Annotated in this window: 9 protein-coding genes; 2 read left to right on the top strand and 7 right to left on the bottom strand. The window is 42.5% G+C overall.

Going from position 1 to position 13,203, the window contains the following annotated elements; all coding sequences use genetic code 11:
* Positions 1 to 2 precede the first annotated feature (2 nt).
* The 6 genes from ACUNWA_RS15835 to ACUNWA_RS15810 all read right to left on the bottom strand — a co-directional run bounded on the left by ACUNWA_RS15835 (position 3) and on the right by ACUNWA_RS15810 (position 8,749).
* A complete protein-coding gene (locus tag ACUNWA_RS15835) occupies positions 3 to 1,181 on the bottom strand; it encodes a hypothetical protein (RefSeq protein ID WP_445592899.1) in 1,179 nt (392 codons plus the stop codon).
* A gap of 7 nt (positions 1,182 to 1,188) precedes the next feature.
* On the bottom strand, positions 1,189 to 1,707 hold the full coding sequence (locus ACUNWA_RS15830) for a DUF3341 domain-containing protein (protein WP_445592898.1): 519 nt from the start codon (positions 1,705 to 1,707) through the stop codon (positions 1,189 to 1,191).
* Positions 1,700 to 3,070: an NrfD/PsrC family molybdoenzyme membrane anchor subunit gene (gene nrfD / locus ACUNWA_RS15825; RefSeq protein WP_445592897.1), complete on the bottom strand. Its 1,371-nt coding sequence runs from the start codon at positions 3,068 to 3,070 to the stop codon at positions 1,700 to 1,702. Before nrfD ends, ACUNWA_RS15830 begins: the two co-directional genes overlap by 8 nt.
* Before the next feature lie 16 nt (positions 3,071 to 3,086).
* Complete coding sequence (locus ACUNWA_RS15820) at positions 3,087 to 6,062, bottom strand: 4Fe-4S dicluster domain-containing protein (protein WP_445592896.1); 2,976 nt, start codon at positions 6,060 to 6,062, stop codon at positions 3,087 to 3,089.
* A 22-nt stretch (positions 6,063 to 6,084) separates the two neighbouring features.
* Entirely contained in the window at positions 6,085 to 7,380 is a 1,296-nt protein-coding gene (locus ACUNWA_RS15815; protein WP_445592895.1) for a cytochrome c3 family protein, read from the bottom strand.
* A 256-nt stretch (positions 7,381 to 7,636) separates the two neighbouring features.
* Positions 7,637 to 8,749: an AI-2E family transporter gene (locus tag ACUNWA_RS15810; protein WP_445592894.1), complete on the bottom strand. Its 1,113-nt coding sequence runs from the start codon at positions 8,747 to 8,749 to the stop codon at positions 7,637 to 7,639.
* Between the two features lie 202 nt (positions 8,750 to 8,951).
* On the opposite strand from ACUNWA_RS15810, the gene ACUNWA_RS15805 reads away from it, so the two are divergent.
* Together ACUNWA_RS15805 and ACUNWA_RS15800 are read left to right on the top strand one after the other, a co-directional pair.
* Positions 8,952 to 9,698 carry a LytR/AlgR family response regulator transcription factor gene (locus tag ACUNWA_RS15805; RefSeq protein ID WP_445592893.1) on the top strand — a complete coding sequence of 249 codons (747 nt, stop codon included), beginning with the start codon at positions 8,952 to 8,954 and terminating at the stop codon, positions 9,696 to 9,698.
* On the top strand, positions 9,698 to 10,462 hold the full coding sequence (locus ACUNWA_RS15800; protein WP_445592892.1) for a LytR/AlgR family response regulator transcription factor: 765 nt from the start codon (positions 9,698 to 9,700) through the stop codon (positions 10,460 to 10,462). Before ACUNWA_RS15805 ends, ACUNWA_RS15800 begins: the two co-directional genes overlap by 1 nt.
* A gap of 215 nt (positions 10,463 to 10,677) precedes the next feature.
* On the opposite strand, the gene lon is transcribed toward ACUNWA_RS15800, so the two are convergent.
* On the bottom strand, positions 10,678 to 13,107 hold the full coding sequence (gene lon, locus ACUNWA_RS15795; protein ID WP_445592891.1) for an endopeptidase La: 2,430 nt from the start codon (positions 13,105 to 13,107) through the stop codon (positions 10,678 to 10,680).
* Between the last annotated feature and the right edge of the window lie 96 nt (positions 13,108 to 13,203).

Genomic DNA, 13,203 nt, shown 5'->3' with positions numbered 1-13,203 from the left:
AATCAATAATGCGTATGATATTCAAGACTTTCTTTATAAAATGGGTGATTCTCCGGCACCAACGGTGCTTTGGCCAGTGAGCGAAAAACAACAAACAAGAATAAGCCGGCATAGCCTATTGTAATCCCTATTTCGGCGATGCCAATTCCTGAATTTTCACCACCAACGACTCCAGGCATAATCAACTGATAAAGATCGACCCAGTGCCCAATAAAAACAATTAATGCCACAGGAACCATAATTAACGAACCTCGTTTGGAATTTCGGGTCATCAAGGCAAAAAACGGAACGACAAAATTCAAAATCAGGTTGACATAGAATACGTCGCTAAAATGCTTGTGACGTTCATAAAAATAAATGGTCTCCTCCGGGATATTAGCATACCAAATCAACATGTACTGGGAAAACCACAGGTAAGCCCAAAAAATACTGAAGCCAAACAGGTATTTTCCCAAATCATGAATATGCTCCTGATTCACATGTGTCATATAGCCCATTCGCTTTAAAGCAATAACCAAAAGAATCAGAACCGCCGTTCCACTAGCCAGCATACTCGAAAAAACATACCATCCGTACAAGGTGCTAAACCAATGGGCATCAATCGACATGAGCCAATCCCAGGACGAAGTGACACTGGTTATAGCCAGCACCACAACAAAAACGGCAGAAAGGGTTCTGAACTTTCGATAAAACTTCAGATCGCCTGTTTGGTCAAGCAAAAGAGAATTTTTCCGAATAAAATAAGCTAGACCAATCCAAAGCATTAAGTAAACAAGCAGACGCCCAAAAAAGAAAGGTGTATTGAGGTAAGCGACCTTTTTCAGTAAAATTTCATCTAAATGATCAGCGTGTGTCCAATGATAAAGCAGGTGCATTCCTCCCAACGCAAAAAGCAATAAAAGCAGCACTCCTGCTACAGGGATAAAAGAGCTCATGGCCTCAGCGACTCGTTGAATGCTGGTATGCCAGCCCGATTCCGCAATGGTATGTACAGTAACCAAAAACAAACCAATCAGTCCAAGAGCCATAAAATAATAGGAATTAAGCAAGAGGTTAGCAGCAATACGCTCGGCTCCCACTCCCATAAAATAGCTGGCCACCAAAGCAAGAACACCAATACCGATCATCCCTAAAGTGATGTTGGATATTTTCCGGGGAAATATAAATTTTTGATTCTCCATAACTCGTCTAGACTTTTAATGTTATTCCTTCAGCTCCGGCATCAGCAAGAGCTTGTTCTATTTGGCCGATCCGCTCCTCCGGACTATTCTCTTCTACTTCAATAATCACTAAAAAGCGATCATCAGTTGCTCGTTCATCATGAATCACTGTTTTTGCACCAGGGCCAAGTTTGTTACTCACAAAAAAAGCAATGACCATGGCAAAGGCAGAGAAAAGAACAGTCAACTCGAAGGCGACAGGCATAAAAGATGGCACAGCAAAAAACGGTTTACCGCCAATGTTTAATGGGTAATCAATGGTGAAAACCCAGGCTTGAAAACCAAAGCCCACCACAGCACCTACGGCACCACCAATGAAAGCTACACGAGTCAGGCGCGAGCGCCGAATATTTAAGGCCTTGTCAAGACCATGCACCGGAAAAGGCGTAAGCACATCCAGTACTTTCAGTCCATCTGCCTTTATTTTGCCAATGCCTTTCAGCAAATCTTCCTCATCCAAATAATAAGCGGTAACATATTTACTCATGGCCAGCATTTTTTTGATTTTCTCCAGATGATTTCAAAACTCCTTTAACCTCGGCAACTGCAATAACCGGAAACACGCGGATAAACAGCAGGAATAACGTAAAAAATAATCCCAGTGTGCCGACATATAGTCCCACCTCAACAAGACTTGGTTTATACATCGTCCAGCTGGAAGGCAGAAAGTCGCGATGCAAGGAAGTGACTACGATAACAAAACGTTCGAACCACATGCCAATATTCACAAAAATGGAGATGACAAAAGTAAACATCACATTCCGCCGCAACTTCCTAAACCAGAAAAGCTGGGGTGTGATCACATTACAAGTCATCATAATCCAATAAGCCCAGGCATACGGACCAAAAGCCCGGTTAAAAAAGGCGTAAGTTTCAAATTCAACGCCGGAGTACCAAGCCATAAAAAACTCAGTCAAATAGGCAATTCCCACAATCGACCCGGTCAGAATGATGACTTTATTCATCGATTCAATGTGGTTAATCGTAATATACTCTTCCAGATTCAAAGCCTTTCGCGTAACAATCATCAGGGTCAGCACCATGGCAAAGCCGGAAAAAATCGCTCCGGAGACAAAATACGGTGGGAAAATAGTGGTATGCCATCCGGGAATAACCGAAGTAGCAAAGTCAAAACTTACAATGGTATGTACCGAAAGCACTAGAGGTGCTGCCAGCCCGGCTAAAATCAAACTGACTGTTTCATGACGCGACCAATGTTTAGTCGATCCAGTCCAACCGAAACTCAGGAAACCATAAATAGCCTTGCGGATTTTCGTTTTTGCCCGGTCGCGTACCGTTCCCAAATCTGGAATAAGACCAACATACCAGAAAACCAGCGAAACAGCAAAATAAGTAGAGATGGCAAAAACGTCCCAAAGCAACGGAGAGTTAAAGTTTACCCACAAAGCCCGGGTATTTGGATACGGAAAGATATAAAAGCCCAGCAACAGCCGCCCCATATGGATTAGCGGAAAAAAACCGGCACACATCACGGCTATTAATGTCATGGCCTCGGCTGAGCGGTTAATACTGGTGCGCCATTTCTGGCGGAAAAGCAGCAGAATGGCGGAGATAAATGTTCCGGCATGACCAATACCCACCCACCACACAAAGTTGGTGATTCCCCAGCCCCAGCCAATGGTTTTGTTCAGGCCCCATTCCCCGATACCATAAAACACGGTTCGGAAGGTAGCCCACCCCCCAAACAGGGCAGCTATTCCCGCCAGGGTTATCCCCAAGTACCAGTATTTGGAGGGTTTGCCAGCCATCGGCGACAAAATATCATCGGTCACCTGCTTGTAGTTCTTATTTCCCCGAATTAACGGTTCTCTTAGCGGAGATGTGTACATTCCTTATTCGTTTTAGTTAGACGGTTTTATTTTTCACCTTAGTTAGATAACCTACTGAAGGGAGCGTATGTAATTCTTCCAGCAAATGGTAATTACGCTCATCTTCAAAAAAATTCGAAATTCGGCTTTCTTTATTATTCAAATCACCAAAAACAATGGCATCAGCTGGACAGGACTGAGCACAAGCCGGCACTACTTCCCCATCCTCCAATTGTCGACCTTCATTTTTGGCGGTTAATTTTTTCTCTTGAATCCGTTGAATACAGAACGAACATTTTTCAATAACTCCCTTCGCACGAACCGTCACATCTGGGTTCAGCACCAATCGACGCAAATCCGTGGTCATTTCTGCCGCATCCTTTGTATTTCCAGGCATGGCATCAGCACCTGTGTAATCGAAGAAATTGAAACGACGGACTTTATACGGACAGTTGTTATTGCAATACCGCGTTCCGATACAACGGTTATAAGCCATTTGGTTAACCCCTTCATTGCTGTGGGTAGTAGCCGCTACCGGGCAAACATTTTCACAAGGCGCATTGTCGCAATGCTGGCACATCACCGGTTGACGAACGAGTTCCGGATTATCAGGATCTCCTTTGTAATAGCGGTCAATCCTAATCCAGTGCATTTCACGCGCCATAATGACCTGTTCTTTGCCCACAACCGGCACATTATTTTCCGCTGAACAAGCCACCACACAGGCATTACATCCGGTACAGGAGTTTAAATCGATGGCCATTCCCCAATGAAAACCATCGAATTTCCGTTGGGCGTACAATGATTTCAGGTGCGATTTAAGTTTCTCGCGCATTTCATTCCCCGACGCCGGATTGGTCAAATAATCTTCCAGCGTGGTTTCCCGTACCAAATTACGGCCTTCCATCGAATGGTGCGATTGCGTTTTGGCCAGCTGATATTCTCCTTCAACTTTTTTCAAGTTGACTTGATCCAGTGTATATCGGAAGCTTCCGTTTTGGGATGAAACAAGCGGGTAAGCATTCTTTCCAACTGTTCCTTCCGGAGTTCCCAGATTTACTCTTCCATAGCCTAACGCAATCGAGATGGTTCGATGCTCCTGCCCGGGCTGAACAAGCACCGGAATCGGCCCAAAGTCATTGATCATGACCAGCTGCTCATCTTCCAGCTCTAATTCCTTAGCCAACTTAGGCGAAACAGCCGCATAATTATCCCAACAAACTTTGGATACCGGATCAGGCAATTCCTGCAACCAGGGGTTGTTGGCTTGTTTTCCGGTTCCCACGCTCACATTGGTGTACAAAGAAAGTTCCAGCGAGTCATTATTCCCCGAACTTTTAACCTGAGCTAAAGCTTTCGTTGCTGGTTCCCCATTGTAGAGTGAACCGTTCTCTTTTTGATCCGTTTCGAAGATACCATCGTGTAATTTGCTGTTCCAAAAATCAACGAATGATTGGCCGCTTTGGGCCAGCGGATAAATATTTTGCTCCCAATAATTCTGAATATACGTGTGAAAATCGACCGGATTTCCAGCCCACTTCAGGAGACTTTCCTGTGCAGCCCTCGTCTTAAAGATTGGCCGGATGGTTGGTTGAGCAAGCGAATAGCTACCTGATTTAATTTCAGCATCGTTCCAGGCTTCCAGGTAATGATGATCGGGACAAATGTATTGCACATGCTCCGAAGTTTCTTCTCCAAGAATTGGCATGGCAATGCTCAGCGGCACTTGTTGCAAGGCCATCTGGAAGCGCTCGCCCTGTGGATAATCGTAAACGGGGTTAACATCATACAAAATCAGCCCTTCCACCTCGCCGGCTTCCATTTGATCCACCAAACGAGCCATATCCGCATCCATTCCCTGACGCAATTTTAAATGCACATCGGGGTGGATTGTATTTCCATAGTTCCCGAGCAGCTCATTGATAGCATTCACCAGCAGTTGCGTTTCCGTATCATTGCTTCCACTCACCACAAGCGACCTGCCTTTTTTGGCAGCTAATTCACCAGCTACTGTTACCACATCAACTGGCGAAGCAGGCAAGCTTTCGGGCTGCTCTCCGTTTAATTTTTTAAGTTCATTATAAAGACTGGCGATCACCAATTTCTCCTGTGAAGGCCGAAGCTGAATACGTTCATCAGCATTCGATCCGGTTAATGACATGCCGCCTTCAAAATGAAGGTGCCGGGACATTGATCGTTGACCATCAACCAATTTTCGGCGTTCTGAATATTGCTTTGTGTACTCAACAGGCGAAAGCCAACTACCAAGGAAATCGGCATTGAAACCCACAATCAGATCTGCTTTGCTAAAATCGTAGGACGGGATAAAAGCTTTTCCAAAGCTTTGCTCATTGGCTTGCAAAATACCGGACGCAGAAAGTACATCGTATTGAATGTGTTCGGCTCCGGGATGCGCTATGATAAATTCCTGAATGACCGCTTGAGTTGATGGGCTGATGATGGTCGAGGTCAGGATCACAATTTTTCCTTGCTTCTCCTTAATTTCATCCAGCGAAAGCATGATTTTCTCATCCAATTCGTCCCAACTTATTTTTTTCCCGTCAAAGCTGGGGTTTTTATGCCGTTTATTATCGTAAAGGCCTAAAACCGATGCTTGCGTTCGGGCATTGGTTCCACCTCGTGTTACCGAAGATAAGGTATTCCCCTCAATCTTAATGGGGCGACCGTCACGGACTTTTACCAGAATGCTACAGTAATCAATGCCATCAAAATAAGTTGACGCAAAATAGCTGGCTTCGCCAGGAATAATTTTCTCAGGTTGAATAAGAAAAGGAATAGCTTTTTGAACCGGCTGCTCACAACTGGTAGCAATAGCTGCCGAAGCGATGGTGAAGCCAAATAGTTTCAAAAAATCGCGACGTGAAGTCCCTTCTGTTTTTGCTTCCATTTTCATTTGAAGAATGGATTTCCGATCACCCGAATCTGCTTCTTCCAAAGCCAGACGCGCATCATAAATCAGATCATCCATGCTCTTATAATATTGTTCCTTCATTCTAATTAGGTTTGTTAGTTTATTAATAATGGCACTTCATACAATCTGTTCCACCAATCATGTCAACTGTTACCTTATTGATCTCGCCGCTCTTCAATTGCTCATGAAGCTCTTCATAGGACTCATAGAAATTATTATCAGCAAATTGGACTTCTGTTGTTCGGTGACAATCCAAACACCAGCCCATACTCAAATCTTCTACTTGTTTTAAGACATCCATCTCGGCTACCTCGCCATGACATTCAATGCAATCCAACTTACCCGAGTTGACGTGCTGTGCATGACTAAAAAAGACATGATCGGGCAAATCGTGGATACGTACCCATTTCACCGGCTTATTGTTTTCAGCCGCATCAATCAGTTTGGCGATTTCAAATTTCCCGGAACGGGTTCCTTCACGCACAACCGAGTGACAATTCAAACAAAGATCAGTGGGAGGAATTCCGGCAGACTTACTCTCTTCTACCGTAAAGTGGCAATACTTACAATCGATCTGATTTTGTCCGGCATGAACTTTATGCGAAAATTTGATAGGTTGATCGGGTTGATATCCTGGAGAGCGACCGAGGCTGACTCCTTCTTCATAAATCATATTCACTTGAAAGCCGAATACTCCCAGAAAAATGATCAGCGGGATTGCTTTGTATTTTATTTTATGAAAGAAAATTAATTCCAACAAAGCCCAGGTAATGATCATTCCCAGAAAAAGAAACAAGAGTAAACGGTTAATATCAGGTTTTAAAGGTTTTGGCCCGCGCATCGCTAAATCATCCAAGTACGCCTTGACCGTTTTTAGATCTGCCGTTTCAAATTCATAGCTATCGTGCACTTCGGCCATCTTGCCTCCGGATGGCTCCGTCACCACTGCTTGAAAAGAGGCAAAGTCCATGTCAACATACTTGCCAGCAATCTCCACCGCTGATGGGTTCCAGTTTAAAGTATCTGAAGGCACCAGGTTATGGCACGATACGCAGGAAGCCTGTTTATTGTTGTGCGGCAAGAGTCCCCGAAAAAAACGCTCGCCACGCTTAATATCGTTTCGGTAATGACTATAGCTTTTTACTTTTGATGTTTGCTTTTCGGCACCGGCTGTTGCTGCTTGCACAGGCTGTTGATCTCTGTCGGCAGTCGTGTCAACTACTGCCGAGTCAAGCTCAGGCATGCTTGTTTCAAAGGTAGCTGAATCTGTTTCATTTGAGGTTTTTTCTGCTTCAGCGGAAGCTGTAACTGAGAAAACAAAAATGGAGATGGAGAGAATAAACAGAAAAAGTGGGGAAGAAAACCCGTAATTCTGTAAAACAGGGGACATTAGTTTCATTCTACAAGCTTTAGTAAGTTTTTTTTCAAACCTTAGGATTTTGCAACTCATGAGAATTAACAAATTTTATACTTTAAGGTTTTCAAGCTCAAGTTAAAAAATTATCCCCAGATAACACCTAGATGCTGCTTGTAGAAGACAAAAGCAGACGTCGCGCACTAAACTGCTGACGCTGAACGAGATTAAAACAAATAAAAAGAATCAAGCATAGAGTTAAGTTATCAATGCAAGTTCAGCGATAGATAAATTCAATGCATTAATTGAGATTTTCGGTTAGCTTTCTTACAATTTTGAGGTTATCGAGAAACTCCTTAGCAATAACCCGAACAATTGTATAAGCAGGTATGGCCAGAATCATACCTAAAATGCCGGCAACACTTCCAGCGGCCATGATTACCAGGAAGATCTCCAAGGGATGAGCTTTAACACTGCTCGAATAAATTAACGGCTGGAAAAGAATATTGTCTATAACCTGTACGGTCACGAAAACCAGAAGCATGAATCCTAGCAACGGAAAGGTGTGCGCCATAAAATCAGCGTTCAGGTTAATGGCAATACCAATTAGAAGGCCCACAGCAGCCCCCATCCAAGGTCCGAGATATGGAATAACATTAAACAAGCCACAAAACAAACCGATAACAACAGCATGACTAAAACCAATTCCGACAATGGTCAACCCCAAGGTTACCAAAAAACCAACCATGGTTACTTCAAATAATAAACCAATAAAATAACGTCGGAGTAAATTATAAATTGAGAATAAAATACGGCCTACTTTCTCTTCATAGTCCGAAGGTACAATGAGCAAGATACTTTCGCGAAACATCGTCTCTTCCTTCAAGAAGAAAAAGGTAATAAAAGACACTGAAAAAAAGGAGATAAATAATTCGCCGACGGTGCCAGCAACAAACCCAAACACATCGGTGAGCTGAGAAAAATTGACCCGATCGCCAAATTGAGTCTTCAGCAGCTCGACAAAACGACCATGATTTTCAGGCCCCGTATCTTCACCCATAAAATGCATCCACTGCCGGATTGGATTTTCAATAACTTCAAAAATAGAATTAAAATCAATGGTTGAAAGCTGTTCAAATTCATTGATCAGCAGCGGAATCAAAAAGCGAAAAGAGCCAATAAAAAAGATCCAGAGAATGATCAAGGCCAAAAAGGCAGCGACTGAATTGGAAACAGAAAAACGGCCCAACTTAAGTCCGCTAAAGAACCGAACCATCGGTCGACCAACCAGTGATAATACGGCTGAAATCAGAATATAAGTCACGAGTGAACTGAAATACCAGACCAAAAAAACCATAACCAGAATCCCAATCAGAAACAATATATTTCTGGTTTTACCCTCAACTTTTATCATAAAAAGATTTTTTTACAAATATACCGTATTAATTGAAGTTTAAAAGAGTCGTGCAAAATTGCACAACTAGCTCAGCCTCTCAGAACAAGTACCAGATAACTCGAAAAGACCAACGACTAACTGCTTCGAACTTATCATATGTGATCTGCAATCATTTATTTTTTAATAATTTTGTATTTCTAACGGATAACGATACAACACTATGTTCAAAGTCTTAATTGTTGATGACGAAAAAGCAGATCGTGATCTTTTAAAATACATACTTAAGGAACATCCGGATATTGAGCTGATTGAAGAAGCAGACAGTGCGGAATCGGCGCTTTTTCAATTCATGAATATCCGTCCTGACATTGTTTTTCTGGATTTGGTGATGCCCGGAAAAAATGGTTTAGAGTTTATTTCTCTGATTCGAAAAGAGAAAATGGACACCAACATTGTCATTGTCAGCTCTCATCAGGACATGGCTATTGATGCCATCAAAAACGAAGTGTATGATTTTCTATTGAAACCAGTTGATCTCCGAAAACTCAACACGGTGGTAACTGCCATAGAAGAGAGAAGAGTTTCGATGCAGCAAAAAGACCTTCATGAGCTTGTTAACCAAACCAAGCAAACCACCAAGCTGAAGCTATCGTCAACATCCAGCTATAGCATTGTTGATCCGAAGGATATTTTATATTGCGAAGCCGAGGGATCCTACACGCACATCCATTTGGATAATGGCGATATTGAACTGGCTAATTCATACTTGAAAAGAATGGAAGAATTTCTGGAAAGCTATCATTTTTTCAGAATTGGACGCTCCTTTCTAATCAACCTTGATAAGTTAAGAAGTGTCAACCGGCACGACAGTTCATGCGTTCTCATTGCGCAAAAAAAAGAGATCAAGCTTTATGGTTCTAAGAAACAAATTAGAGAACTTTGTAAGATTGATAACAACATAGAATAATGGACAATAAAACCATAACTGCCATAATTATTGATGATGACGAAGAAGCCATCTCGTTGCTTGAAATTTATTTAAAAGCATTCCGGGAAATTGAAGTCATCGATAAAACCATGACTCCCAAGCAAGGCATAAAACTGTTGATAAAACAAATGCCCGACATCGTATTTTTAGATATCGATATGCCTGAGACCAATGGAATTGAAGTTGCTGAAGCTATTAAAGAAAATCAACTGACAACTGAGATTGTTTTTACAACTGCACATAGTAAGTATGCCTTTAAAACACTGGAAGTACAGCCACTGGACTATTTGGTCAAACCCTTTGGACCAGAAGAACTCATTTCTGTAATCAATCGTTATAAAACGCGGGAAAAACGTAAAGCGCTTGAACGCAACATGGATTTCTTTATCCGAAACAATCAACCCACTCAAAAACTGAAGTTATCTACAGAGTCGGGGATTATTTTAGTGGATCCTGATGAAATTATGGCGATCAAAACACAAGCAAACAAAAATTACATCAGCCTGACCAATGGACATACCGAACGGGTAACAATGCTTATGCACAAGCTTGTTGCATTAATCAATTCCCCTAGTCTGGTGAAAGCGAACCGCGACACCTATATCAACCTCCAATTTCTCCGGCGCATTGACCGAAAAAGAAAGGTGTGCATCTTAGCCCATCAGGACACGATGATGGAAGAACCCATCAACCGGTCAACCATCTCCTTCTTTGAAAAAATGAACTGTTTTCCGATCAACTAAGCAAGGCTGATAGCGGTTTAAACCTCACACTCAAGGCCACTATTCAGTCGTTTTCGTAGAAAGAAAATTCTGAATACGACCGGATACAAAAAAAACAGTTGAAAACAATTGGTTTACACCATCTCCTTGTCTTCAACTGCTTTTAATCCATCTGACTCCTCAAAGAGCCTGATTATAAAAAATAAAAATGTCGTTTTAATCGAAATGAGATCAGCCTAGCTTTTCAACAAAGCAAAGTCAAGTACATCCTGAATCGTTTTAACAAAATGAAACTTCAGTCCTTTCAGATAAACATCTTTGATCTCCTCCAGATCCTTTTGATTATCCGCTGACAACATAATCTCCTTAATTCCTGCTCGCTTAGCGGCCAGAATCTTCTCTTTGATTCCACCTACAGGAAGTACTTTTCCTCGCAAGGTAATTTCGCCGGTCATCGCCACATTCTTGCGCACTTTCCTTTTTGAAAGGCTTGATGCCAACGATGTAACCATGGTTACTCCTGCCGAAGGACCATCTTTGGGTATAGCTCCCTCCGGAACGTGGATATGAAAATTATTCTCATCGAATACTTTCTGATCAATGCCCAGTTCCTCGCGGTGCGATTTAAGATATTCCAGAGCCAGCATGGCTGATTCCTTCATGACCTCTCCCAGGTTTCCGGTCAAGGTTAATCCCCCTTTACCGGTGCTTAAGCTAGACTCCACAAACAAGATTTCGCCGCCATGGGCTGTCCACGCTAAACCGGTCACCACGCCGGGAATCTCGTTCCCCTGATAGCTTTCTCGAGTATACAGCACCACTCCGAGGTATTCGCGAACATCATCTTTGGTCAACTTCTTGTTGAAAGATTCCTCAAAAGCAATTTTCTTAGCAATCCGACGCACGACTTTGGCCAGTGTTTTATCCAGCTCACGCACTCCCGATTCACGCGTATAATTTTCAACAATGTATTCCAGTACATCCTTGGAAAAACTCACCTGACTTTTCTTCACGCCATGATTTTCCAGTTGCTTTGGAATCAAATGCCTTTTAGCAATTTCAATTTTCTCTTCCACAATGTAGCCGTTCACATCAATTAGCTCCAAACGGTCGCGCAAGGGTGGAGCGATGGTATTCAGAGTGTTGGCTGTTGCCACAAACATCACATTCGACAAGTCATAGTCCAACTCCACGTAATTATCGTGAAACTCACTATTCTGCTCCGGGTCGAGCACTTCTAGTAGTGCCGATGCCGGATCACCATGAAAATCGCTGGAAACCTTGTCCAACTCATCCAGTATAAAAACCGGATTCGATGTTTTCGCTTTCTTAATATTCTGCAGAATACGTCCGGGCATAGCACCAATGTATGTTTTGCGGTGTCCACGTATTTCAGCTTCGTCATGCAGTCCACCCAAGCTCATGCGTATATATTTTCGATTCAAAGCACGGGCGATCGATCTCCCCAGCGAAGTTTTACCAACTCCCGGAGGGCCATACAAACATAAGATCGGCGCTTTCATGTCCTTCTTCAATTTCAAAACGGCCAGATGTTCCAAAATCCGCTCCTTCACTTTCTCCAAACCATAGTGATCTTCATCCAGTACTTGCTCTGCATGCTTCAGATCAAAATTATCTTCCGAGTATTCATTCCAAGGTAATTCAAGCAAAGTCTGACAATAGGAAAACTGAACGGAGTACTCTCCTGCCGCGGGATTTAAGCGATGAAGTTTATTCACCTCCTTCTCAAAAAACTTAGCGATCTCTTCGCTCCATTTTTTGTCTTTGGCAGCTTCCTTCATCTCGTTAACCTCTTGCTCAATCGGATTACCACCCAATTCATCCTGAATGGTTTTCATTTGTTGGTTGAGCAAAAATTCGCGCTGCTGCTGATCCAGATCCGTTTTCACTTTCGATTGAATGTCATGCTTCAGCTCCAGCATCTGGACTTCCTTCACCAAGTAAGAAATGGCTTGAATTCCTCGTTCCCGAACATCCGCAATCTCCAATAGATTTTGCTTTTCATCCACACTCAAATCCGTATTTGAGCAAATGAAATTGATCAGAAAGGTAGAGTTCTCAATGTTTTTAACAGCAAAGGTCGCTTCGGGCGGCACATTACTCGAATACTGAGCAACCTTGATCGATAAGTCCTTCAATGAGCCTACGACTGCATTAAATTCGACATTATCTTCTGTGGGGAGAATTTCATCTAATAAAGTAACCTGAGCCCTGAAATAAGGAAATTCTTCCAAATAATTTTCCACTTCAAATCTTCTTTTCCCTTGAATGATAACAGAAGTAGAACCATCCGGCATTTCCAAAATCTTCAGAATTTGCGCTACTGTTCCAACTTTATATAAGTCCTTCTGATCCGGATCGTCAACACTCCCATCAATCTGAGTTACGGTACCTAACAACTTATCGCCCCGAAAAACATCTTGTATTAATTTCAATGACTTTTGTCTTCCCACAGTAATTGGAATCACCACACCCGGGAACAAGACAGTATTCCGAAGCGGTAAAATTGGCAGTATTTCAGGTGCCTGAAAGTTTTTCAGTTCTTCTTCTGTTCCATCAGCGATGATTGGAATAATTTCCGAATCATCATCTCCTATTCCTGTAAAAATCACATCTCCAAGTGATTGTCCTCTATTTTTTCCCATTGTATCTTTTTCTGTATCGTTGTGACAAACTGGCGTAAAACCATTTTCAATAAATCAGGGGTAACACAAGTCAATAGCCATGCCAAGATAGGGCAG

This window comes from Sunxiuqinia sp. sy24, from assembly GCF_052677165.1.
This window is presented reverse-complemented; position numbering and strand designations above follow the sequence as displayed.

What these genes read in the sequence shown, in the direction of transcription:
- ACUNWA_RS15835 (WP_445592899.1), bottom strand. Translation starts at nt 1,181, where the DNA reads ATGGAGAATCAAAAATTTATATTTCCCCGGAAAATATCCAACATCACT.
- ACUNWA_RS15830 (WP_445592898.1), bottom strand. Translation starts at nt 1,707, where the DNA reads ATGAGTAAATATGTTACCGCTTATTATTTGGATGAGGAAGATTTGCTG.
- nrfD (WP_445592897.1), bottom strand. Translation starts at nt 3,070, where the DNA reads ATGTACACATCTCCGCTAAGAGAACCGTTAATTCGGGGAAATAAGAAC.
- ACUNWA_RS15820 (WP_445592896.1), bottom strand. Translation starts at nt 6,062, where the DNA reads ATGAAGGAACAATATTATAAGAGCATGGATGATCTGATTTATGATGCG.
- ACUNWA_RS15815 (WP_445592895.1), bottom strand. Translation starts at nt 7,380, where the DNA reads ATGAAACTAATGTCCCCTGTTTTACAGAATTACGGGTTTTCTTCCCCA.
- ACUNWA_RS15810 (WP_445592894.1), bottom strand. Translation starts at nt 8,749, where the DNA reads ATGATAAAAGTTGAGGGTAAAACCAGAAATATATTGTTTCTGATTGGG.
- ACUNWA_RS15805 (WP_445592893.1), top strand. Translation starts at nt 8,952, where the DNA reads ATGTTCAAAGTCTTAATTGTTGATGACGAAAAAGCAGATCGTGATCTT.
- ACUNWA_RS15800 (WP_445592892.1), top strand. Translation starts at nt 9,698, where the DNA reads ATGGACAATAAAACCATAACTGCCATAATTATTGATGATGACGAAGAA.
- lon (WP_445592891.1), bottom strand. Translation starts at nt 13,107, where the DNA reads ATGGGAAAAAATAGAGGACAATCACTTGGAGATGTGATTTTTACAGGA.